Raw genomic sequence first — 24,787 nt, 5'->3', positions numbered from 1 at the left:
ACCGGATCATCCCCGCTACGCGGGGAGCTTGTAGCTCGGATAGATGGAATTCCAGGGCTGGTTGGGATCATCCCCGCTACGCGGGGAGCTTCGCCCAAGAGAAAAATGATTTGACCTAATCCCGGGATCATCCCCGCTACGCGGGGAGCTTGGAGTGATCATGAAGGTTTCTGAAAAGGCTGTGGGATCATCCCCGCTACGCGGGGAGCTTGGCGTTACGCTCCCAGTCTGCACCCCGGGGACGGGATCATCCCCGCTACGCGGGGAGCTTAATCACACGCCATCGGGGTATTGGCTTCCTGACGGATCATCCCCGCTACGCGGGGAGCTTCGAGTCCTTGAATTCTGGCATGGAGGCCAGGAGGGATCATCCCCGCTACGCGGGGAGCTTACTTCATCATCAGGTATTTTACTCCATCACAAGGCTGTTTAGCATCACTTCGCTACGGCACCGGTGGGGTAAAGAAGCGTGAAATGCACGTTGTAGTCGTTTCATAAAACCTACTTTCCTGTTCCGGACGGTAGAAGATAGAGCACGATAATCAGGCTTCGCTACTCACTAGAGAACCTACAACGACGTTGCAGAGTTCACCGTAAGAACGTCTTCGTCACGATCAACGTCCACACGAACCACATCACCATCGTGCACCTCACCCGAAAGGATGGACCGCGCTAGGCGGTCATCAATCTCGGTTTGCATGAGCCTGCGCAGCGGGCGGGCGCCATAGATCGGGTCGTAGCCTCGCTCGGCGAGCCAGGCCCGGGCATCCGGGGTTACCGCGAGATTGAGGCGACGCTCAGCGAGCCGCTCCTGCAGGCGATCGATGTAGAGCTCAACGATCTGTGCAAGATCACCGCGGGTGAGCGACTGGAAAATCACGATGTCATCAAGACGGTTCACAAATTCAGGCTTAAAGGCCTGGCGCACCATCTCGCGCACCGCACGCTCTTTGTCCTCGTCTCCCAGGTTGGGGTCGACCAGGTACTGGCTTCCCAAGTTGGAGGTGAGAATGAGGATAACGTTGCGGAAATCCACCGTGCGGCCCTGGCCATCCGTGAGGCGACCGTCGTCAAGCACCTGCAACAGCACGTCGAACACCTCGGGGTGAGCTTTCTCGATCTCGTCGAGCAGAACCACCGAATAGGGGCGGCGGCGCACAGCCTCGGTGAGTTGACCGCCGGATTCGTAACCGACGTATCCGGGAGGGGCACCTACCAGCCGGGACACGGTGTGCTTTTCGCCGTACTCCGACATGTCGATGCGAATCATGGCTTTTTCGTCGTCAAAAAGAAACTCCGCCAGGGCTTTGGCCAGCTCGGTCTTACCCACACCGGTTGGTCCGAGGAAGAGGAAGGAACCCGTGGGTCGGTCCGGATCTGAAATGCCGGCACGGGTGCGACGCACGGCATCCGACACGGCCTCAACAGCTGCCTTCTGTCCGATCAGGCGCTTGCCCAATTCGGTTTCGAGCCGCAATAGCTTTTCGGTTTCGCCCTGGAGGAGACGCCCCACGGGGATGCCCGTCCACACGGCAATCACGGCGGCGATGTCCTCGTCGGTAACCTGGTCACTCACCATGCGAGGCTCATCACTCTGTTCAGCGTTTTCGGCTTCTTGTAGTTGACGCTGAATCACCGGAATCTCGCCATAAAGCAGTCGCGACGCTTTTTCTAGGTTGCCCTCACGTTGGGCGCGGTCCGCGCTGATGCGGGCGGCATCCAGTTTCTCCTTGAGTTCACCAACCGCGTTGAGGCTGCTGCGTTCTTTTTCCCACCGTTCCTCAAGCACCCTCAGATCGTCCTCACGCACCTTGAGGTCTTCGCGAAGCTTAACCAGACGCTCCTTTGAGGCATCGTCTTTTTCTTTTTTTAGCGCGAGTTCTTCAAGCTTGAGACGATCTACGGAGCGCCGAAGCTCATCGATCTCCATGGGGGCGGAATCAATCTCCATACGCAACCGACTGGCCGCCTCATCGATCAGGTCGATGGCCTTATCAGGAAGCTGACGCGACGGAATATATCGATTCGAAAGGGCCGCGGCAGCAACCAGGGCGCTGTCGGCGATGGACACCTTGTGGTGGGCCTCATAGCGTTCTTTGAGACCGCGCAGAATAGCAACGGTGTCTTCAACCGATGGTTCACCCACATAAACCTGCTGAAAACGGCGCTCCAGGGCCGCGTCTTTTTCGATGAACTCGCGATACTCGTCGAGCGTTGTTGCACCAATCATGCGTAGCTCACCGCGCGCGAGCAGCGGCTTAAGCATGTTGGAGGCCGCAACCGAGCTTTCGCCGCCACCCGCTCCCATGAGCACGTGAAGCTCATCAATAAAGGTGATGACCCTACCATCAGACTCTTTGATCTCCTGTAGCACGGCCTTCATGCGCTCTTCAAAGTCACCGCGATACTTAGCCCCCGCAATGAGGGCGGAGATATCGAGCGAGATCAATTCTTTATCTTTCAGTGACTCCGCCACGTCTCCAGCAATGATTCGCTGAGCAAGCCCCTCAACCACAGCCGTTTTACCCACGCCGGGAGCACCGATTAGCACGGGATTGTTTTTGGTGCGCCGAGTGAGCACCTGGCTTACACGACGAATCTCGGCGTCTCGCCCAACCACCGGGTCAAGCTTGCCGCTACGCGCAACCTCCGTGAGATTTATACCAAACTGCTCAAGGGCACTCTTCTGCTCTTCCTGTGGTGGCTGCATTCCTGGCTGCACGGTTGTCCTCTCTTCTTCTGAAATCCTTGGGAAGGCTCGCATTTAAACTTGAGCCAAGTAGACTCAAGTTTAGCAAAATTGGAATGCTTACACCAGGGCCCGAAGGTTAGATTTCCAGGCCACCTCTCGCCTGTCTGTAAGCAATTCGTGCCGCGGCAGGCTAGTCTGCACTCAAACAAAAATGAGGAGACAGAAACAACCGCGGTCGAGCGGGCATGGTTGCCCCAGCATCACCCCGTGGAACCCTATCCTCCGTCCCCGCCCATTGAAGCTGGTGTTCTGTCCACTGACGTGCGCCGCATCGGGCAAAACTCCTTATCGCCACCAAAACAAGCAATGAGCCCCATCCCGGACCGACCCGCTTCATCAACACCCGGACACTCGGAGAAATACTCACAAACATCAATGATCTATTTCTAAAAACACTATTTACAAAATTGAGGTTTATATAATAGACATCAAATTTAAAGCCCATTTACTGTTTACATGTTCAATATTCTTCATGTAAAATAATCCGCAACGCTTTGATGCCTCAACGAAGCACAAAGCCTCATAACTGTAAGGATGCAATTATGTTGAAAAATACAACAAACAACCGCCCAACGACACATACACCAGCGGATCTATCACCCCGCGCGAACTCACAGTTTTAAAAACGGCCCTGGCCCTCCCAACAATATTTCAATACTCCTCACAAACAACACCCGCTGTAAAACAGCAATGATTCTGCACGCTGCGTACCGCCACAAGACACAACATGTCTAGATTCTCCATCCGCAACCGAGGTCTACGCCCCCTTATGTATTCACGACCCCCTCCCAACCCATGTCACATTAATCACGAAAGGACAAGGACATGACGTCCATATCCCGCGCTATGAACACACACACTCACCCACCCCTGCGTACCGGCACTCTAGAGATCAACCACACCACACCAGTCACGGCAACCCCCACAGTTATTGCTAGCGTTACCGCTGTCATCGCCGCACTGGGCATTGGGATAGCGATTGGCGCGACCGTTTCCTAAAAATCCGTATCATCACAATCAAGGACACATAATGCAAACTATTTACCTTTCCGCATCTACCTCGGGTAGCCTCGCGGCCACACCAATCCGCTCGACTAAGCTACGCGCCTCAAACGCCGGAACCCCGGTTACCGCCACTCCGGCAGTTTTTACCGCTGTGGCAGCAGTCGCCGCAGTCTTCGTAGCCGGCGTCCAGATAGGAAACCTTATTGGCGGCTAAGTTCCTGAAGGGGGCCTTCGCGCCGATCAACATCCGTCGCGAAGGCCCCCTTCACACAATGGAACTTCTCACAGAGTTAGCACTCACCTGACCTCCAGCGCGAAACACCTCGATCGGTACCGGAAAAACATTCGACACAGCCACCACAACCCCTCATGTGAACCTGCTGACAGTGAATGTGGCTCCAAAAACGAGGACTATGATCGATACGTATTAGTAAGGAAACCGTTGAGACTAAGGATGAGAAACGGTTCGGAGTCCTAATAGTCCATCAACAAACTCAAGCAGCATATACCTGTGATAAGAGCATGCACCAAGCTGTCTCAATACACCTTTCATGAGGTGCAGCAAGCTGACTGACTCACTGCAGAAATCTGCCTCACAACTACGTCCCCATAAACTATGTGCATGACAATTCGTGTTGCGGCAGACGGATCTGCGCTTGGAAACCCGGGGCCCGCGGGCTGGGCCTGGTACGTTAACGACGAGCGTTGGGGCGCTGGTGGATGGAAACACGCCACCAACAATCAGGCAGAACTCACGGCGGTACTGGAGCTTTTGCGCGCAACAAAACACGTGGATGACGAGCTTCTCATCCTCTGCGACAGTCAATACGTTATTAACTGCCTCACCCAGTGGATGCCGGGCTGGAAACGTAAAGGATGGCGCAAGGCCGATGGCAAACCGGTGCTCAACGTTGGCATCCTTCAGGAACTCGACGCGGAACTCCAGGGCCGCAACTACCGTTTTGAGTGGGTCAAGGGCCACGCCAATCACCCTCTCAATGAGGCGGCAGATACCCGCGCCCGCGCGGTCGCGGAGGCGTATCAGCGCGGCCAAGCCGTCCCGAGCGGTCCGGGCTGGAACCGCAACGGTTCATGCGTCCCGGTAACAGAGTTCACGCAGGGTTCGGCGTACAACACGGCACCCGAGCCTCCAGGTGGCACGGAACACAACACGGTATTCGACGACCCCACACATGACGCAACGCACGACACAGCCGCCGACAGGGCATTATTCGGCCCCGCATCCCACAGTGAGCAGCCCTCTCTATTCTCCTTCGAAGATGACAGGCCACAGGAGGTGTATCACCTCACTATCGAGTTGAACGATGTCGAGATGTTACGCCTTTCCGAACTGGCCTCGGCTCGCGGGCTGAGTCTCTCCGATGCTCTCCGTTCCCTCATACGCAACGGAGTTTAGGAAACGTCGCAAGGACAATACGTAATCCAAGTGAATAGGTCGTCCGCGAAGCGACAGAGTCGACAAGTCCGGTGGACAAATACCCGATATCGCGTCTTGATCTTGGAGTCGTGAATGTTACTAACTGTTGTGTGGTTTTATGTAGGTTGCGCAGACTGTCGCGTCGTGGTCTTGCAGCGGATTACCACTCAGACCTGAGGTATGCGTGACGGGTGTGAGACCTGCTTCTGTAGCGTAGGTATCAAGCTCAGCAAGTGTGGTCACGCTGCTGGACTCGTTACCAAAAGTGGCAACTCCGTTGTTAATCCAGCAGTGGTTCACGGTCCATTGGTTTCCATTGAGCTCGGAGAAGGTAACGAGCATTCTCTGTCCACCGGGGTAGGGGACAGCATAGGCTCCGGCTCCTGAGGGATTCAATGCTTGAATAAGTGCACTGTTATGCGTTTCAACAATGAGGTGTCCTCCGGGCTTGAGAGCTTTTGCCGCCGCCCGAAAGGTATCTTGCTGTGCAGTGTGATCGGTGAGCATTGAGATAGTAGCGCACAGGCAGAGAATGGTGTCGTAGCCGTTTGAGCCGAGGTCCTCGTGCGCGATATCGCCCTGACGTCTGTCGATGTGGGCATGAGGATCCTTAGTAGCAAGTTGATTCAGCATCTCGCGAGAGATATCAATACCCACAAACATAGGTGTATCCCCTCGCCTGGTGAGTGTTTCCCAGAGAGGAAGAGCAACCCGCCCGGTACCAACACCGAGTTCAAGAATGTGTGGTGACCCGGGCGGGATATGCTCCGCAAGCCAGGAGGTATCAGCGTCAGTGATGTGCTCACGGGGAAAGAGATCATCATAGATTTCCGCAAACTGAGTTCCATAGTCGGTGTAGGGAGTGGTGTGTGTCATGAGACTTCCGATTCTTCGAGAGAAATAAAAGGCGAGATAAGGATTTCTTCAGGCGCGGGCACATCAGCAAGGTCAGCAGACTCAGCAGCAAGTAAGTACTCATACCCGGTCGAAGACACAATCATGAATTGGAATCCGACAAGTGCTGCTCCTGTTGTTGCGTTCAGGCGATGACGGATGAAGTTTTCAAGTATTCGGTACGCGGGGCGTGTGGTGATGAAGTCTTGGCTTTTTTGCAGCGTGGGGATGATTTCCGAGATAACGTCAAAGAGTCCTTTATCCGTTCTACGATCAGGAAACCAGGCAATATGACGGACCTTACGGGGAGTGACACTGTAGGTGTCTTGCCAGGGAGATTCTTTCTCTTCCCTGTCCAGGGTACGGTGGAGGAGATGGTAATCATTTTGCGCGGGTTCGGGAGCGAAGAATCTCCAGTTAGGGAGCCAAAATCCTAGCTTGTCAGCTGCTCTAAACCGGTCAAAGGAACGGTTAGGATGCTGCGAGAAAAAGGTGATACCCAATACGGTAGCCGCGGCGATAGCGGTGAGGTTTGCGGCGTTGAATGGTTGTTTCACGAGTGCACCACCTGCTTGATAAAGTTGTTGACCGCGTCGGCTGTGGCTGCGGCATGATTTTGGTTCGTGAGTATTGAGTCGTGATCGGCCTCACGAATCACTACTCGTTGACTCCCACCGGTATGACTATCAGCAAGTTCTTGGTGAAGGCGATCCTGCGCGTCATCGACACGAAGCGTGGCCTCAGCAGTGATCACCAGGGTGGGTGTGTCAAGAAGGGCAAGACGAGTGTTACTGCTACGCCGGAACATCCTGTTCGCCCATTTCCACTCCCGCACTCCCGCGGCCCACATTCGAGAGTTTCTGTACTGGTCGAGTATTGACGGTTGAACTGCCCGAGGTAGTTTAGAGAGCCATTCGGGGCGTTGAAGTATCCACCCCAACCCCAGGACAAGGCTAGAGGAAACCCCGGTAAGAGCCTGAGCAAATCCCTCAGCGCCACGTCGTTGATGAGCGGAGATCGCAAGCTGTCCGGGGTGGGAGGAATCCAGATAGATCACACCGGTGATTGGTCGTGTGGTGAGCTCAGAGGCGCGGCGTGCGACCAGCCCGCCGAGAGAGTGACCGCCGAGGAAGACCGGTCCGATGTCTGGTGGGAGATCAGCAATGAGGTCGGTTAGGTCGTGTGCGACTTCTTCAACACTGTAATCACCAGTGGTGTTGATGCTCGGACCGTAACCGGCACGCCAATACGTAATGATGTCGATGTCTGCGGTTAGATGCTTGATGATCCACGCAAAATGTTGTGGGGTGGAGAACAGGCCGTGGTCCAGGATAAGCACGGGAGCACCGGCGGTACCACGCCTCCAGTCGTAGTAGAGGGTGTTGCCATTTTGGGTAGTGACGCAATGGTTCTCGGTACGGAGCTTTCGGATGCGTGCACTACGTAAGATCCCAGAGAGGACACCCCCGAAAAGGGTAGCGCCGACGCTTGCCGCGGTTACAGTGGGGACCAGGTGTGACTTTGCACGGCGGTTTGTGACGTAGGCGATGGCGGGGAGCATGGAACCAAACGCGGTGAAGAAGCGACCCAGCCCCATGGAACCCGCGATAAAGGTATGGAACCCGATAGATGCCGCGATGAAAGGGCGGGTGAGGCGGCCTCGAGCGAAAAGCACAAGGGGGAAAAGTCCTTCGAAAGCGAGCATACCGTGTGCTGCAAACTGCGCAAACTTAGGGCGGTCTTTGAAGAGTTTCCACAGGTACTTGTTCCCATAACCGATCGTGCGCATCACCCCGGGAACTGCTGTGCCGCTGCGCCAGGAAGCGCCAAAGAGTTTGACCCAACCAGAAACAGCGTAGGACAACGCGTCCTGTAGTGCGAGGTACCAGATCGCGTTGTCTTGGACACGTTCGTTCTTAGTCGCTCTCGCGACAAAAGCAACCGCAGAGGTTTGAAAGGATACTTGATCGGAACCATCACTACCGAAATTATGTCGTGGGTAAAGTAACGCGGATGACGTTGCCAGGTATGCGTTAGCGACCGTACGGGTCCGTGCGCCTGTAGGAAGCAGAAGAGAGGCAGAGGCAAAGATTCTTCCCGCGTGAAGCGCCCGTGTCATAAGAGGCTGTGATACTAGATCAAGAATTTTCCGGCGCCAAGCAGGCATGAATTGATAACGATCACGAATGATTTTCCAGTCGCCTAAAGAGCCTTCTTGGAGGTTCTGGGGCCGAACGAGATGTTCCGCGCTAGAGACCAGATGAGTACTAGCACTGAGACGTTCCATAGCGCGAAGGGTATCTTCACGACCGATGTTGACCGGCGCAAAGACACCCTTCAAGAATTTAACCGACAAGAGCTTTTCCTGCCCAAACACACGTCGCGAAGACCGTGGCAACCGCAGCAGCCGCTGCGACAACCGCCGGAGTAGCAGTCACAGGGCTACTAACCGAGACGCGCAACTCAGTCGAACGGATCGGCGTAGCCGCGAAACTACCCGAAGTTGACGGGGAAAGATAAACAGTTTGCATTATACGTCCTTTGATTGTTGTGATATTTGATTGTGGCGATAAGGGTTTTAGCCATAGTTCATGCCGACAGTTAGGCCGGCGGCCAAGGCTCCTCCGACATAGGCTACGGCGATGGCGATTACGGGGGATGCCGTGACTGGTGCGGCGCGATTGATCTCTAGAGTGTCGGCACGCAGGGGTGCGTGAGCGCGTGCGTTAATGGTGCTGGATATGGAGGTCATGCCATTATCCTTTCGTGATTAATGTGACATGGGTTGGGAGGGGGTCGTGAATACATAAGGGGTATAGACATCGGTTGCGGATGAAGAATCTAGACATGTTGTGTCTTGTGGCGGCACACAGCGTGCAGAATTATTGCTGTTTTACAGAGGGTGTTATTTGTGAGAAGTATCGAAAATTATTGAGAGGGCGTTCCCAAAACCATGAATTTGCGTGTGTCGTAGTTCATTATTTTTGCCAGCATAATTGCATCCTTACAGTTATGGAGCCCTGTGCTTTATTCGGAGCTCAAAGCGTTATTGGTTAATTTACAAGAGTAATATTAAATATGTAAATGGTGTATAAGCCTTAATTTTGAGTATTAGTATATAAGCCTCAATTTAGCAAATAGTATTTTTAGAAATAGATTATTGTGTCGTGACCCCCGGGAGTGGAAACTTGCTGCTTCATCGGAAAAATCCGGGAAGATATGTAGGCCGTCAACCCGGGCGACAGGCGCTGGGGAAGTCCTCTACGGAGCCTTCTGGTACGTTCCGGGGCCAGACGAGGTGCGCCTGCGATAGAGACAAGCCGGAGTAGCGGCAATAGGAATGCCGGCAGAACCCGACAACTTCAGTCGCGCCCATCAGGATGGTTGCGAGGCCACCCGAGGCTAAGATAGAAGGACAAATAGTTTGCATCATAGCTTCTCGAGATTATTGGCGCTCGGAGGCGAATGAGCAGATTTGTTAGCGATGCCGAATAGGGAGCTCTTGTCATCGTCCTTACTATTTTTAAATCGATTGACGCTATCCTCATGAAGTATGGCAAGCTTCCAAAAAGCCGCGAACACACGACCTTGCCACGGCTATAGCGGCGATAATTTTAGCGGTTCACGCCGTGAACCAACAGTCGCTTTACGGATTGGACCCCAAACCGCCCTCGGCCAACCCCGCCGAAATCGTCGACCCCGCGTCCACGGGTTTCACCAAGCCCAGAATGATCTGCGGTAGGAGGCTGAGCATACGGTCGATGGATTCCTCGGACTCCGGGTCGAGAAGCACCCCCCTGATGGCAAACTCGTGCATTCCGCTCAAAAGTTTGATCACGTCGATCGGGTCGCCCTTAAAGGTGAGGCCCGCGGTGGCGAGGGCATACTGCACGACCTCAGCCATTCCCTCGTAGAGTTTCTCGCGAAACACCCGGTACTCCGCCGCAACCTCTTCGCTACGCAGGGCGAGTAGCGCAAACTCTTCCTGCACAAGGCACCAGCGACGATCAAACACCTGTCCCTGAAGCGCCTGCTGCGCCACACGCGCCACAAGCTCTTCGGTGAGCGAAAGAGGGTCTGCCGCCAGCTGGGGAAGAACCGCCGCGATATCGGCGTCGAGAGCCTCAATCTTTTTGGTGTTTTCTCTCTCCATCAGCGCGAAAAAAAGCTCTTCTTTGCTGGAGAAGTTTGAGTAAAACGCACCACGAGTGAAACCAGCGCGCTCGGAAATACTCTCGACAGACGCCGCGGAGATGCCCCTCTCTGCGAATTCTTCAAAGGCAGCATCGATAAGACGATCGCGTGTTTTTTGGCGGCGCGCGCTCTCCGTACGAGCCCTAAGATCAGCGGTGGGGGTGGTATCCCTAGGGTTTACCCCTTCCATACCTGAAACCTTCCCGTCAATTTAAGTTCTGTGTTGTAACAGCCTAGCGCATATGGATACACTTGTGTATCGGATTCAGTAGTGTATCCAAATTATCCGGCGCGGAGCCATCTCCGCATCGCACCCCCACCAGTTACAAGGAGACCGCGTGTCATCGCTGCTTTACTCCCTCGGCCGTTGGTCATTTCGTAGCCGACGCCTCGTTGTTGCTCTCTGGATAGCGGTTCTTGCCGCGGTTGGTGGCGGTGCCTTCTTCTTCAACCAGGGAACCGACAACACCTTCTCCATCCCCGGCACAGAGTCACAGGAAGCTCTCACCTCGCTACGAAACACCTTCCCCGAGGTATCGGGCACCTCCGCCCAGATTGTGATTGTTGCCCCCGAAGGCAGCACAGTTGATAACGGCGCAGTCGAAGGTAGCGTTAAAGATGCCATCGAGCGCATCGACAACATCACCCAGGTAAGCGCCGCCGTCTCGCCATTTAATGAAAACATCAGCGGTACCATCTCGGACGACCAGCGAGCGGCCGTGATCACGGTTCAGCTCGATGGATCCCTCCCCGACATCACCCAAGACACCAAGGACGCCCTCAACCAGGCCGGAGATGATCTCCGCGCCGACCTACCCAGCAGCTTTGAGGTTTCCGTGGGGGGCGAGATATTCTCGCAGTCGTTCCCCTCACTCAGCATTGTTGAACTCCTGGGCGTGCTCATTGCCCTGGTTGTGCTCCTGCTCACGCTCGGGGCGTTTGTTGCGGCGGGAATGCCCCTGCTCAACGCGCTTCTGGGGGTAGCAGTCTCGGTGGCTCTCATCTTCCTCGCCACAGTATTTGGTCCCGTCTCCTCCACCACTCCGATGCTCGCGCTTATGCTGGGTCTTGCGGTGGGAATCGACTATGCACTCTTTGTGCTCTCCCGGCACCAAGAACAACTGATCGACGGGCTTACCCCGGAGGAGTCCGCCGCAAAGGCCGTGGCCACCGCGGGTTCCGCCGTTATCTTTGCCGGGCTCACCGTGATCATTTCGCTGCTCGGACTCGCGGTCGCCAACATCCCTTTCCTCACCGTGATGGGTGTGGCGGCCGCCGGGGCGGTCGCCATCGCGGTGCTCATCTCCATCACCCTCACTCCCGCCCTACTCGGCTTTGCCGGGCTCAAGATCCTGCCCCGCAGGAAACGTAAGGCGCTCGCCGCCCGCGCCGCGGCCGCTGCGGGATCAATCGAGGACGAGGCCGCCGCCCTCAGTTCCGAGGTCTCGCCCGACATCGCAACCGCGAGTGCGGGCACGGACACGGGCGGAACACGGAACCGCATCCAAACCGACACCGTAACAACCGCGAGCGCAACGGCATCCGCACGCACAGAAGCATTCGGAGCAACATCCGCAGCAACCGCGCGCACAGCATCCGAGCACACAACAGCATCCTCATCAATCGAGGACGCCGCAGTTACCCATACCAATCCGACTCAGAGCCCGACCCCTACCACACCCTCACATGAGCAACCCGCCAAGCGCGGCTTCTTTAGCGGCTGGGTTCGCGCGGTCACCCGGTTCCCGCTCGTCACAATCCTCGCCGTGGTCGCCGCCCTCGGGGTGGCAACCATTCCGGCTCTCGACCTGCGACTGGCGCTGCCCGACGCCGGAACCCTTCCCGAGGACAACCAGGCCCGCGTCACCTACGACCTCCTCTCCGAAAACTTTGGCCCCGGATTTAACGGCCCCCTCATCGTGACGGGCTCGATCGTGTCGAGCACCGACCCGGTTGGCCTCATGCAAGACATCGGCAACGAGCTCCGCGAACTCGACGGTGTTGCCGCGGTTCCCCTGGCCACACCCAACCAAACCGCCGATACCGGCATTGTTCAGGTGGTGCCCGAGGGATCTCCCGAGTCCGAGGAGACAAAAGCCCTGGTACAGGAGATCCGCTCGCTGCACGACCACTTCCTCGACGAATACGGGGTCGACCTTTCGGTCACGGGATTCACCGCCGTGGGCATCGACATCTCCGACCGCCTCGGTGGGGCACTGCTTCCCTTTGGCATCCTGGTTGTTGGGCTATCCCTCGTGCTGCTCACCATGGTGTTCCGATCAATCTGGGTGCCCATTAAGGCTACGCTCGGCTACCTCCTCTCGGTGGGAGCCTCCTTCGGGGTGGTCTCCGCCGTGTTCGGGTGGGGCTGGTTTGCGGAACCGCTGCACCTGACAAGCACCGGGCCCGTCATCAGCTTTATGCCCATCATCCTGATGGGAGTTCTCTTTGGACTGGCCATGGACTACGAAGTTTTCCTGGTGTCCCGCATCCGCGAAGAATACGTCCACGGCGGCGACGCACAAAAGGCGATCCACAAGGGTTTCCTGGGGTCGGCCCGGGTGGTAACGGCCGCGGCCGTCATCATGTTTGCGATTTTTGCCGCGTTTGTTCCCGAGGGTGACTCCTCGCTCAAACCGATCGCGCTGGGCCTCGCGGTGGGTGTCTTTGTTGACGCGTTTATCGTGCGAATGACCCTGGTTCCCGCCGTCCTGGCGCTGCTCGGTGATCGCGCCTGGTGGATTCCCCGCTGGCTCGACCGGCTCCTGCCCTCCTTCGATATTGAGGGCGAGGGCGTACAGCACGAGCTAGCACTTGCGGCTTGGCCGTCGGCAAACTCCACCGCGGCAATCACCGCCAGCCACCTCAGCCTCAATGCTCAGGGAGACACCGGCACCACCTCAATCGGGGCACCCGTCCTCTTTAATAACCTCGACCTCTCGGTTGCCGAAAACGGTTCCCTCGTGGTCACGGGAGGCACCCCCGAGGCCCGTCGGGCGCTACTGCTCACGCTCTCGGGAAGGCTCCCCCACTTTATGGGGCAGCTCAAGGTTGCGGGTAGTGTGCTGCCGCAGCGCGGGGTTCGGGTGCGCTCGCGCACGAGCCTGGTGTTGGCGGCGGACTCCTCCAACCCGCTACTCGACCTGCGAGCCGCACTCTCGGACTCACCCAGCATTGTGTTTGTTGACGCAGCGGATTCGCTCATTGATGCCGCGGGAATAGACGCTGTGCACTCCGCCCTTGAACACGCCCGTGACCACGCCCGATCGCGCGGCACGTCACTGGCCTACGTTTTTGCCTGCGCAGACAGCTCCGCCCTTCTCAAAACGCTGGATGCTCTCGCCACAGAAGAGACCCAGCGTCCCACCGTTCTCAATCTCGATACCCACACCGCAGCCCCCACCCTGGAGAAGGTTCTCTAACCATGTCACGTCTCTCTCTTGATCGCGCCCACGCCTCCAAAAAGCTCTCACCCTGGTCGCTTCTCGGCCTGGTGTTGGTACCGCTCCTCCTGGGGGCCACCCTCGTCTGGGGCCTCTGGAATCCCGCCGACCGCCTCAATCAGATGACGGGTGCCGTAGTAAACAATGACGAGCCTGTCACTCGGGGCGATCAGCTCACGCCCCTGGGTAGGCTGCTCGCGGGAGAGTTGGTCGACGGCGACGCCGACCAAAACTTTCGCTGGGTGATCACCGACACAAAAGATGCCGAGGAGGGCCTGGCCAACGGCAGCTACGCCACTGTGGTCACCATCCCCAAAAATTTCTCCGCGGCGGCCACCTCGTTCTCGGGTGATGCCGCTTCCGCCGAACAGGCAACGCTCGACATCGCCACGTCCCCGCAGAGCAAGCTGGTAGACACCGCGCTCGCCCAAACCGTCACGGCCACGGCTGGCCGGGTGCTCGGGCAGCAGCTCACCGAAACCTACCTCGACAATCTCTACGTGGGTTTTAACACGCTCGGCGACAACCTGAGTGAGGCCGGAGCCGGGGCCACCACTCTGGCCGACGGGGCAAGCCAGGCGGCAGACGGCGCCGCACAGCTCGCGTCCGGTGGGGCTGATCTTGGCTCGGGTCTCGGCACGCTCACCTCGGGCGCCCAACAGCTCAGCGGCGGGGTGTCCTCCCTCGCCACCGGGGCGCGCTCGCTCAGCGGCGGAGCCGCGCAGCTTCAAGCGGGGGCGGGCTCCCTCTCCTCGGGACTCAACGAGTTTGCGGCGGGTCTCGACCAGACCACGGCTCAGCTAGCCCCTCTTCCGGACGCGATGAACACCCTCTCGGGCATCACGGCAAACGCCGCCGGTCCACAAACTCAGGCACTACACACCGAGCTCAGCACCCTGGCAAACCAGATCGCGGCACTCCGCGACACCTGCACCACGGATTGTGACGCGCTTAACGCCGCCCTCAACGCGACGCTGAACCAAATGGGTGTCGTATCGGGTGCCGCCACACAGCTTCTCACCTCGGTGGGATACACCAATGGATACGTTAACGGGCAACCCGGCCAGCCCGGGCTGGCCGCCCAAATGGCTCCCCTCACCTCCGGCCTGGGACAGGCCGCAGCCGCCGCACACCAGCTGGCGGATGGCGCGGCGCAGCTCACCCAGGGCGCAGCGGGCCTCACGGCCGGGGCGGGCAGCCTCGCCACCGGTGCAGGCCAGGCAGCCGCCGGCGCAAACGGGCTGGTCGCGGGCGCGGCTTCCGCACAGTCCGGGGCCACACAGTTGGCAGAGGGGGCCACCGACCTCACCGCGGGAGTCTCCTCTCTCAGCGAGGGGATCACCTCCCTGGGAACCGGACTCACCCAGGCCACCGACAGCCTCCCCACCACAACCGAGAGCGAACGGGCAAACTTGACCTCGGTTGTCGCAACCCCCATCAGCACCGGCGGCTCCAGCGCCAACTTTTTTGACGCCACCGGGGTTCCCTTCTTTGCCACGCTGGCCCTCTGGGTGGGTGCCCTCGTGAGCTTCCTGCTGCTGCGCGCGACCCCGCGCCGCGCTATGACCGCCGCGCAATCCGTGTTTGCTCTTACCTCGCGCGGCCTGCTTCCCGGAATTGTTATCGGTGCGCTTCAGGGCGTGCTCGTTGCGGGCATCATGCAGTTTGCACTCGCCCTCAGCCTGGGTGAATGGTTTGCGTTTGCCGCACTCTCCGCGGTTGCGGGCGTTGCCTTTAGCACGGTCAATCAGGGACTGGTTGCGGTGTTTGGTGGGTTCGGTCGCTTTATCTCAATGCTCATCACGGTTCTTGCGCTTGCCGCCGGTATCGTCTCTACCGTCCCCGCCGTGTACGACCAAATTCTCTCGGTGCTCCCTCTGCTGACCGCAATCGACGGTATGCGGGCGATCTCCGAGGGAACCGGCAGCCTGGGAGGAGCGTTCGCGGGACTCATCGGGTGGTTTATCGTGGGTTGCCTACTCACCCTCTTTGCGGTTACGCGGAAGCGTTCCTTGGGTGTCTCCGCTATCCCCAAACCAAGGACGCTTACGGCGTAAACCGGAGGTTCAACGGCCCCGATAGGGGTAGGCTAGTCTCGTATTTGAAACTAGGGACTACCTCCCCCTGAGGAGAAACACGCATGCGTATCGCACTCGTATCACTGCATACGAACCCGTTTGACGCTCCCGGCTGGGGCGACGCGGGGGGCATGAACGTTGTGGTGAGGCACCACGCGGAGGCGCTGGCCGACCTGGGGCACGAGGTGGAGGTTCTCACCAGAAAGATCGACCCGAACGCCCCGGACAGCGTACTCCTACGACCGGGCCTCACGCTGCGCACCCTGGTTGCCGGGCCAATCGAGGAGCTTTCCAAGAGCGCCCAGGGGGTTCTCACCTCCGATTTTGAGGTCTCGATGCGCGAGCTTGCGCCCTTCGACCTGATTCACGCGCACCACTGGATGTCGGGAATTGCGGCGCTTCCCCTGGGCCGGGAGTGGAACGTGCCCGTGCTCATGAGCTACCACTCCATCGCCGCCCTGCCGGGTGCCCCGCTTGATCACGGAGAACCCCCGGAGGATCATCTGCGGGTCGCGGCCGAGGCCCGGCTCGCCCGCGAAGCCACCCGGATCATCGCCATTAGCGAGGCGGAAGCCCAAACCGCCATCGAACGCTGCGGTGCCGACCCCGAGCGCGTCACCGTTCTTGCCCCCGGCGTGGACAATGCACTCTTTACGCCGCTCACGTCGGTGGCTGCCACAGCATCGGTCTCAGCCGGAACGTCAGTCACAGCGTCGGTCTCAACCGCAGCGCTCGGCGCATCCGTAAACAACACCTTCGTCAACGAATCTCAGCCACCGAAGCCCGCACCAAACGATCCGGGATACGTGTTTATCGCAGCCCGGCTCCAGCCCCTCAAGGGAATCGATCTGGCGGTTGAGACCCTCGCCCTCATACCGTCCGATATCCGCCCGCGACTCATCGTGGCGGGGGAAGACTCCATCGACTTCGCCGGTTACCGCGATCAGCTCCGCGAAGACGCACAAAAAGCGGGCGGGGGGCTCAACATTACCTTCATCGGCGCACAAACCCGAGACCGGCTCGCCACCTGGTTACGGGAGGCTAAGCTTGTGATGGTTCCCTCCTACTCCGAAACGTTTGGCCTGGTTGCACTTGAGGCCGCGGCAAGCGGTGTTCCCGTTATTGCCGCCGACACCGGCGGACTCCGCGAGGCGGTTGTCCACGGCACAACCGGCCTACTCCTCACCGGACGAGACCCGCACGTGTGGGCCGCAGCAATCGAGCCGCTACTGCGCGACCCACAGCGCCTCCACACGCTGGGTGTCGCGGCACGCCATCGCGCCGAAGGCTTCGACTGGAGCCTGGTGGGTGAGCGCCTGGTGGCCCTCTACGCATCTTTGAGTTAGGCGGCAACGATCCATCAAACAATGATGGGCGACGATAACAGGTCTGCCCGCGATCACGAGCCGCTCATCAATTAGTGAGAGACCAACACACCCCGGAAGCATGGACAACTCACTCGGTTTGAAACAGGGCTCGAATCACAAACGAACCAGCAATCAGGGCCGCACCCAGGGGAAAACCCGCATCACTAAGTACCGCTGAGAAGAAATAGATCACGAAGTGGATAACCCCACTTTTCTCGCGACATGCCCAACACCTTTGTTTCTTAATTGTCCTACCAGAATCCTAACAAGTGGGTGAAAGGCGATCCGTTTATAGCAACCCAAACTCGTGAACTATCGTGCTTGTTATCCAATCACTAGGTGAATCTCTACTCTGCGAGCCTTTACCGCAAGACATGCATACAAGATAATTACGACACCGGGTTGTCATCATTTTTTGATAAGAAGCCAGAACATCTTCCTCATCCATTGCGTGTGTCCCTACTCCCCCGCTATCCGTGCAATATTAGCGAGGAACCGTTCAGGGTCGGCCAGGAGAGCCCGGGCACGTTCATCTTTTATCAAGAGACGCAATGCCGTCTGAATGGCATCGCAGTGAGACCGACGATACCCCCGGGTAATAAAGCCGCTGCACACTCGGGTGTGATCCTCTGCAGTCTCACGTAAAACAACCCGAAACTCTATGTCTGCAACGCGCGGCACCCAATCAAAACCAATGCTCGCAGAAACGGCAGCCGCAGCAAGCGAAATCCACGCCGGTGGGCGAAAGCGGGCGAGTGGCGGCATCGCCGTTATGGAACGGATACTCTCCCACGGTAGAACAGTAGCCCTGTCGGGGTCGGCGCTCGTATAGAAAGAGATCCCTGAGGGGGTGAGGCGCAGATGATTCCCCCGCGGGTCGGGGTCACCAAGAACCAGGACACCCTCATGCACCAGGGCGTAAGCAAAACGTCTACTCATTGTTGTTTTCCCGGCGCACAGCCCGCATAACCTTTTTCATTGCAGATTCCGCAAGATGATCGCCCGCACCGGGGACGCCCCCGAGAGAGTGGGCCACAGCAACTCGACCCGTGTCCGGGTTAATAACGACAAGAGAACCACTTTGACGTAACGCGCCATCGTGCGCATACAGTGGCACGATACCCTCCCACGAATGAGGTTCCCGCCGAGGATCAAGCACACCTCCCGGGGCTATGCTCCGGCTGATAAACGTTGCCATATCTAGCGGCGTCATCGCAAAGCCACCTGCACCAATCCAGGGACCGCTCACCTCCCAGCCGTTCACGGGGGTCCCTCGAAGTGAATATGCTCTGGCAATGGGGGAGGAATTATCAGCGTTCGTCAGGCTATCCCTTTCCAGCCCGCTCGGTATAGAAACAAGCTGCCGAACCGCCTCGAGGATGGGGAGTTCAGTGACCCGCTCAATGATCCGAGCGAGCACGGCGTACCCCAGGTTTGAATAACCAGGCTCCAGCCCGATAAGGCTGTCTAGCCGGGAAATCACTCGTTGATCAAAGCTGTCCGCTGTCCATCCCGAGTACGGTGCCGTGAAGTCTTTTTCTTGTTCCGGGAGGACTCGAGCGAGCTTTGAGCGGTGCTCAATCAATTCCCTCACGGTGATAGACCCCGCAGCCACGCCCAGGAGGTCACAAATCGGAGTGTCGTCGTCCACTACACCCTGATCTATAAGTACCCGAGCGGTCGCACCGGTGAGGAGCTTGCTCACCGAGGCCCAGGCCACCGGGGCCTCGGGTATGTGCCAGCGGCCATAGCGTTGGGACAGCGCTGTCTCGCCCTCACAAATGCACACGGCAGAACTCGTAAGAAAAGTCATACGCGGCCTTCTCTCCGTCTCAGGCTAAAAGGGTTTTGGAACGCCCCGAATCGAGAGTTAGGAGCATCTTGACACTTCACAACAGCGCCTAAACATGTTAAATCTAACGAATTTCCCTGGCAGAATACACGGTGCCACTCCGAAACCATCCACAAGAGAATTAGACAATATCGGTGCTCAGTGGGATGATATTCGAAAACATCTGTACAAAAAATTCGTACACACCTGTCATAGGAGACGTATCCGGTTTATGATTCCCCCACAGATCTCTCAGCACCACGCCCTTCACACTGGCTCAACCCCCTCCGTCCGGCCAGGTACCGCCCAACCGATTACTTCTCAACCCGCCACTGCCCGACCCAACACCTCCCGCCGTTTCAAACCACTCGCGTTCACAGCCGCGCTCTCCCTTCTTATAGGGGGCCTGGGCGGAATCGCCGGGGGCACCACCCCCGCCGCCGCAACCCCGACGACACCGGCGGCCCCGGCAACCCCGGCAGCCTCCGAAAACCTGGCCGCCCTGGTCAACCCCTTTGTGGGCACCGAGAGCGAGGGCAACGCCTACCCGGGAGCCACGGTTCCCTTTGGCATGGTGCAGCTCAGCCCCGACAACAGCAGCACCTTTGCCAACACCTCCTACAGCAATAACGCGGGCCGGGTGTGGGGCTTTAGTCACAGGCACATCAATAGCGCTGGATGCCCGGCAGCGGGCGAGGTCCTCGTCTCACCCAGCACCACCGATGCTCCCACCAGCAGCCGCGTCTTCACCGGAATCACACCGTACACAGAACGCGCCTCCGCCGGACAGTATTCGGTGAAGCTCGACAACAATGTTCAGGTAGACCTCACCGCAACCGAACGGGTGGGTGTGCACCGCTACACGTTCCTCACAAACACCGTCGGTCACATTTCTTTTAACGTGGGGCAAACCCTGCGCAGCGCGGGTGAGAGCTCCATCACCTGGGTAGACGACAGTACCCTTGAGGGGTGGGTCTACAACGGAGGATTCTGCGGCAGCGGTGGCGAGAAGGCACCCTATTTTTTCAGCGCGCAATTTGATCGCCCCGCACGAACCACCTGGGTTTGGGGCGAAGACGCCGCGCTCACGAGCCTCCCCTCGAGCACGGTAGCCTCCGGCCACAACGGCGCGGCCGCCACGTTTGACACCTATGATGATCAGGACGTTGAGGTTCGGGTGGGCGTTTCCTTTGTGAGCGTTGACGGTGCCCGCGCCAACCGCCTGGCCGAAACAGTCCAGAACGGCAACACGCTGAGCTTTGACGACACCGTAAACCAGGCAGTAGATGCCTGGAACGACCGCCTGGGCAAGATTGACGTCACCACCCAAAACGACAGCCAGCGCAAGATCTTCTACACGCAGCTCTACAAGAGCTTCCTCTCCCCCACCATCGGAAGCGATGTTGACGGCTTCTATCGAGGCATGGATCTCAATACCCACGTTGCCGACGATTGGACCTACTACCAGACGTTCTCCCTGTGGGACACTTACCGCTCACAGGCCACACTACACGCCCTCCTTGCCGCCGACACGGCCAAGGACATCGTTCGCTCGATGTTCCACACCCGCATCGAGGGCGGATGGCTTCCCCGCTGGTCGCTCGGCAGCCTCGAAACCAACATCATGGCGGGCGATCCCGTCACCCCCTGGATAGCAGAGAACTTTGCGCTCGGCACGGTTCCCGATGACATCGCCGATGAGCTTTGGGACTATCTCATCGAAAATGCCACCACCGCCCCACCCGCGGGTGTAGCCTCCGTGGGTCGCCAGAGCGCGGAGTTCTACAACGAACACGGCCACATCCCGTTCCACTCCGAACTTGTGCCGGGCCTGGGCCAGCAGTATGAGGAGTACCGCCACGGCGGATCATCCACCATGGAGTTTGCGCTCAGCGACGCCAGCGTGGGAGCCGCGGCGGAGCGGCTGGGTCTGACAGAAACCGCCGCCGAGTTCCGTGAAAGGGGCAAAAACTGGCGCAACCTGTGGAACCCCGATGTTGCACTCAGCGGTGGTTTTACGGGCATTGTTAACGCGGTTACCCCCGATCACCAATTTGTGCCGGTCGCAGAAAAAGCAGACGTGAAAACCTCCGGCTTTCACGAAGGAACCCAGTGGCAATACCAGTGGATGACCCCGCAAGACGTGGGCGGCTTGATTGACAAGATGGGCGGGGCAGATCGGTTTTCCGAGCGTCTCGATTACTATTTCAACACTGATGCCCTTACCCAAAGCCCGGGCATCTCACCTTCCTCCTGGGCACCCGGTGGCAGTTCGTACTACACCAGCATCGGCTACAACCCCGGCAACGAGCCCACCATCGGCAACCCGTGGCTCTACAACTACATCGGGCAGCCCACTAAAACCAGTGATGTTCTCGCGGCCAACCTCAATCGCTACCCCAACACCCCCGGTGGCGGTGTGGGTAACGACGACCTGGGCACACTGGCTTCGTGGTACGTGATGGCCTCGCTCGGATTTCAGCCGGTTGTTCCCGGCTCAGGAATCCTCGCCCTCAATGCGCCCAAGGTCTCGGCGGCTACCGTCAGATTCGACAGCGGAGAAATCCTCACGATAACCGCCCCCGGCGCCCGAGCCAACCTACCCGACTACGTATCGGCGCTCAGCATTAACGGTTCGCCCCACACCGCCAATTGGGTCGACGTAAGCCACCTTCAAAACGGCGGCAGCCTCGACTTTACGCTCAGCACCTCGCCCGCGCATCTCACCTGGGGCACGGCAGAGGCTGACCGAGTGCCGGATGTTGTCAGCCCCGAATACGCGGAGGCAATCGTTACCCCAAACACCAACCTCACCGCGGTTGCGGGTGAAGAAGCCGTTCTTGAGTTGGCATCCGTGATCACAAACGGCGCAGACGTGGGTGACCTCCACGCCACCGTGGAGTGGACGAGCATCTCACCCGATAATCAAGTAGAAGCGGGTATCCAAACGGCTGCGCAGCACTCAGCCCAGACCGTCGCGCAGCACTCCTCCCCCGCCACCATCGTCAGGACAGAGCACGGGTGGTCGGTCTTCACCACACACTCCTTTGCAGACGAAGGAGCAATAACCGCCACCGTCACGGTACGCAGCACCCGCAGCACCCCCGCTTTTGCCCCCAACCTGATGGAACCGGCCAGGGCCAGCGTCAGCGTTTTTGTGCATCCCTCCGGCGGCACCTCACCCCTTCCCCGCACGGAGGCCCCCAAAGCTGCACCCGATAGTGACAAAGCCCTCCCCCAAACGGGAACACCCGATCTGGGCCTGCTGGGTATTGCCGCTCTGCTCCTGGCTCTCACGGGAGGGTTCCTCCTGAATCAAAGAAGCAGACGTTTCCCCAGGAAAAATCACCAATAAAGGGCAATTACATAACGCAACCACCCACTGGCATAGTCTCTAACAATTAATGTGGTGGGGCGCTCAAAACGAGCACCCCACCAATCAAGTCTGAGTATGTCACACTCGGCTGTGGTACCGCGCTAAGCCCGAGGAGTCACGGTTTCCACTCGAAAAACCCGAGACAGCGGGCTCTGCCATTCACCGATAGTGTACGAGAGACGATAAAAATAAACCCTGCCCGGCACCAACACGCACCTCTCTCCCCACGCTACAGCACCCGCGGCACACACCGGTAAACGCGGCGTAATCACCTGACCAATAGTGCTGTTAACGCTGCCCAAACGCCCCTCGTCCCCCTCACCCAAAGCACCGTTTGTACCACGCCCGACGCATCCCAGAGTGCCGTCGCTAAAGCGCCAGCACCGCGTTCCTAAACCTTGAATCACCGCATCCGGATCAGAACCGCCGCTTGATGACTCCTGAAAAACAATTTGTCCTGCGGGGATCGGAACCATAACCGCGGTAAGCGCTGCCGCCGCATGCCCCACGCCCAATTGACCACTTCCGTTTGCACCCCAGCAGTATAGTGCGGAAGCGTTTCTGGCACAGGAGCTGAGAGTGCTTCCCCTGCCAGGCCAACTCCACTCTCCACGCGGAAGACCAAGCACTCGCTGCGCTAACGGCGATGATCGTGTGTTTCCAGTACCCAGAGCCCCGTGCGCCCCCGATCCCCAGCAGAACGCTCCTTCCCGGTCCACAAGAACACACACGGAACCCCTAAATCCGTCCCTGTCCGCCCCGGTGGAACCGGTCATGACATGCCTAAAGCTTACACTGCCGGCCACAGACCCAAGATCGCTGCCAGCCACCTCTATCCCCCTCATGTAGGCCGAGTCTGTTGTCGTACCGTTTCCCAAACCACCGTCGCGGTTCTGACCCGCGCAGTAAACAGCCATTCTGGACTCAGGAATAACACACGTTAAATCGGCCCCGGCCACGACCTCAGATACTCGAACGTTTGCGGGGAGTTGTGAGGCTCCACCCTGAACAACCCTCTGCGGAACGCTCTGGTGCCTCTGGTTACCGGTTCCAAGCCTGCCATTGTCACCGCGTCCAAAACAATACAGTCCGACATTAGCCGACATCAACACACAGATATGAGCGCCTCCCACACTGACCGCACTAATACTAACGTTCTCACTGAGGGGTAGTCCCTCGATTCTCTGCGGGAGGCTTCTCACAACGGTTGAGGTGTCATCCGGAATCCCAAATTGAACTCCGACCGCCGCACCCCAGCACCACATATCCCTCGAGCTGTAAGCGCACATCATGTCAGCTCCCGAACTTATCCTGAAGTTCATATTCGAGCCTTCTGGAAGATCAGACAGAGGGTTGTCAGCAGAGGTTTGCACCCTCAACGGAGTAGCGGAAAACCCTGTGGTATGACCCTGACCCAACTGCCCCAGGCTATTGTCTCCCCAGCACCACACTCCTCCTCCGAAACCGCCGATGCCGCACGAGGCGGCACTGCCCACGGCTATATCGGTGTACTGGACATCCCACAGAGAGTCCGAATGAGAGCTACCGGTATCTGTAATCTGCGTTGATTCCCCCTGATAAATCAACGCAGAGTCCGTAAAATCTTCGGTGGTTGCACGTTCTAACGCATACACGGTGGGCAGCGTTTCACTCTGCTGCCCACCGTTTTCCACGTTAAAGACGAGCGATTCGCCCGAGTTCTCCACTACTTTTCCCGGGGGAGGGGCGTGCAGCCGGTCAGTCTGCACCGTGGCTGACGCCTCTCCCCTCATTGACCATAGGGCTCCCGCAGGCACAGTTCCCACAAGAACTAGAGCTCCAACAATTGCAACACTAAAAGCGACCTTAACCGCAACTTGAATATTTTTATGCACGAATATTAACCCCCAGAATTAACTACAAAACAATGTCGCGCAACTTTATGCTAATGCACCTAAGCTGGGAAAGACCCTACTCAACCGGGGTGAAAGGAGGTTTTCACCCGAGCGAAAGAGGATTTCACCCAAGGCAAAATGAACATCTCCTCACTCTCGAGAGAACGGGGATGCCGCGAACTTATGCGAGTTTAAAAAGGTGTAGGGCGGGTGCCCCTGGCTTGCGACACCCGCCCCAAAAGACGGATAGCGGAGTGGCTACTGAGTTGCGGTCCGCAGCCGGAAGACCTCCGATAGCGAACTCTGTCAATCGCCAATCGAATATGAAAGCCGGTAGAAATACACCGTGCCAAGAACCAGCACACCCGGCGGTGCCGTCGGAAAACACCCAGCATCGATTTCCAGCAAGTTGAAAAAGTGAGGACGCTAGGGTCGCAGTATCCATTTGCTGACACTGAAACAACTCGTCTACCGGCGGGAATTGGAACCAAAGCAGCCATTAACGCTGTCGCAGCATTACTCAAGCCTAATTGGC

The 24,787-nt window shown here is 58.1% G+C and carries 16 protein-coding genes and 1 CRISPR repeat array (1 of these 17 running past the window's edge); of the genes, 7 read left to right on the top strand and 9 right to left on the bottom strand.

The genetic code is table 11. The features are described from left to right. Window positions 1-391: direct repeats of the CRISPR family, unit length 27 nt; unit sequence GGATCATCCCCGCTACGCGGGGAGCTT (it extends 177 nt beyond the left edge of the window). A gap of 177 nt (window positions 392-568) precedes the next feature. Continuing rightward, window positions 569-2,710: an AAA family ATPase gene (locus tag FrondiHNR_RS00720; RefSeq protein WP_279353345.1), complete on the bottom strand. Its 2,142-nt coding sequence runs from the start codon at window positions 2,708-2,710 to the stop codon at window positions 569-571. Between the two features lie 867 nt (window positions 2,711-3,577). Here FrondiHNR_RS00720 and FrondiHNR_RS00715 point away from each other — a divergent pair. The 3 genes from FrondiHNR_RS00715 to FrondiHNR_RS00705 all read left to right on the top strand — a co-directional run bounded on the left by FrondiHNR_RS00715 (window position 3,578) and on the right by FrondiHNR_RS00705 (window position 5,174). After that, window positions 3,578-3,751, top strand: coding sequence for a hypothetical protein (locus FrondiHNR_RS00715; protein WP_279353344.1), 174 nt, complete (start codon window positions 3,578-3,580; stop codon window positions 3,749-3,751). Window positions 3,752-3,782: 31 nt separating this feature from the next. Further along, complete coding sequence (locus FrondiHNR_RS00710; protein WP_279353343.1) at window positions 3,783-3,971, top strand: hypothetical protein; 189 nt, start codon at window positions 3,783-3,785, stop codon at window positions 3,969-3,971. A gap of 408 nt (window positions 3,972-4,379) precedes the next feature. Continuing rightward, window positions 4,380-5,174, top strand: coding sequence for a ribonuclease H (locus FrondiHNR_RS00705; protein WP_279353342.1), 795 nt, complete (start codon window positions 4,380-4,382; stop codon window positions 5,172-5,174). A 120-nt stretch (window positions 5,175-5,294) separates the two neighbouring features. Here FrondiHNR_RS00705 and FrondiHNR_RS00700 read toward each other — a convergent pair whose 3' ends face one another. The 5 genes from FrondiHNR_RS00700 to FrondiHNR_RS00680 form a co-directional block, all read right to left on the bottom strand. Then, a complete protein-coding gene (locus FrondiHNR_RS00700; RefSeq protein ID WP_279353341.1) occupies window positions 5,295-6,071 on the bottom strand; it encodes a class I SAM-dependent methyltransferase in 777 nt (258 codons plus the stop codon). Continuing rightward, a complete protein-coding gene (locus FrondiHNR_RS00695; RefSeq protein ID WP_279353340.1) occupies window positions 6,068-6,646 on the bottom strand; it encodes a hypothetical protein in 579 nt (192 codons plus the stop codon). The genes FrondiHNR_RS00700 and FrondiHNR_RS00695 overlap by 4 nt, the downstream gene beginning before the upstream one ends. Next, entirely contained in the window at window positions 6,643-8,445 is a 1,803-nt protein-coding gene (locus FrondiHNR_RS00690; RefSeq protein WP_279353339.1) for an alpha/beta fold hydrolase, read from the bottom strand. The genes FrondiHNR_RS00695 and FrondiHNR_RS00690 overlap by 4 nt, the downstream gene beginning before the upstream one ends. Window positions 8,446-8,667: 222 nt before the next feature. Continuing rightward, window positions 8,668-8,841 (bottom strand): hypothetical protein, encoded by a 174-nt coding sequence (locus FrondiHNR_RS00685; RefSeq protein WP_279353338.1) that lies wholly within the window; start codon window positions 8,839-8,841, stop codon window positions 8,668-8,670. An 894-nt stretch (window positions 8,842-9,735) separates the two neighbouring features. Continuing rightward, entirely contained in the window at window positions 9,736-10,473 is a 738-nt protein-coding gene (locus tag FrondiHNR_RS00680) for a TetR family transcriptional regulator (protein ID WP_279353337.1), read from the bottom strand. Between the two features lie 148 nt (window positions 10,474-10,621). Between FrondiHNR_RS00680 and FrondiHNR_RS00675 the strand changes: the two genes are divergently transcribed. From FrondiHNR_RS00675 to FrondiHNR_RS00665, 3 genes are all read left to right on the top strand, one after another. After that, window positions 10,622-13,705 (top strand): MMPL family transporter, encoded by a 3,084-nt coding sequence (locus FrondiHNR_RS00675; protein WP_279353336.1) that lies wholly within the window; start codon window positions 10,622-10,624, stop codon window positions 13,703-13,705. 2 nt (window positions 13,706-13,707) lie between these two features. Beyond that, complete coding sequence (locus FrondiHNR_RS00670) at window positions 13,708-15,783, top strand: YhgE/Pip family protein (protein WP_279353335.1); 2,076 nt, start codon at window positions 13,708-13,710, stop codon at window positions 15,781-15,783. Window positions 15,784-15,866: 83 nt separating this feature from the next. Further along, window positions 15,867-17,150, top strand: a complete 1,284-nt coding sequence (locus tag FrondiHNR_RS00665) for a glycosyltransferase (RefSeq protein WP_279353334.1) — start codon at window positions 15,867-15,869, stop codon at window positions 17,148-17,150. Between the two features lie 480 nt (window positions 17,151-17,630). Here the strand turns inward: FrondiHNR_RS00665 and FrondiHNR_RS00660 are convergent, their stop codons facing one another. Both FrondiHNR_RS00660 and FrondiHNR_RS00655 read right to left on the bottom strand, forming a co-directional pair. Continuing rightward, a complete protein-coding gene (locus FrondiHNR_RS00660; RefSeq protein ID WP_279353333.1) occupies window positions 17,631-18,110 on the bottom strand; it encodes a hypothetical protein in 480 nt (159 codons plus the stop codon). Further along, window positions 18,103-18,984 carry a serine hydrolase domain-containing protein gene (locus FrondiHNR_RS00655; protein WP_279353332.1) on the bottom strand — a complete coding sequence of 294 codons (882 nt, stop codon included), beginning with the start codon at window positions 18,982-18,984 and terminating at the stop codon, window positions 18,103-18,105. The genes FrondiHNR_RS00660 and FrondiHNR_RS00655 overlap by 8 nt, the downstream gene beginning before the upstream one ends. 250 nt (window positions 18,985-19,234) lie before the next feature. Between FrondiHNR_RS00655 and FrondiHNR_RS00650 the strand changes: the two genes are divergently transcribed. After that, window positions 19,235-22,357: a GH92 family glycosyl hydrolase gene (locus tag FrondiHNR_RS00650; protein ID WP_279353331.1), complete on the top strand. Its 3,123-nt coding sequence runs from the start codon at window positions 19,235-19,237 to the stop codon at window positions 22,355-22,357. Window positions 22,358-22,479: 122 nt separating this feature from the next. Here FrondiHNR_RS00650 and FrondiHNR_RS00645 read toward each other — a convergent pair whose 3' ends face one another. Next, window positions 22,480-24,252, bottom strand: coding sequence for a hypothetical protein (locus FrondiHNR_RS00645; protein WP_279353330.1), 1,773 nt, complete (start codon window positions 24,250-24,252; stop codon window positions 22,480-22,482). Between the last annotated feature and the right edge of the window lie 535 nt (window positions 24,253-24,787).

It is taken from the genome of Lysinibacter sp. HNR, assembly GCF_029760935.1.
Classification (GTDB): Bacteria; Actinomycetota; Actinomycetes; order Actinomycetales; family Microbacteriaceae; genus HNR.
Note: the sequence above shows the minus strand (reverse complement) of the source record. Positions and strands in the feature narration are given on the sequence as shown.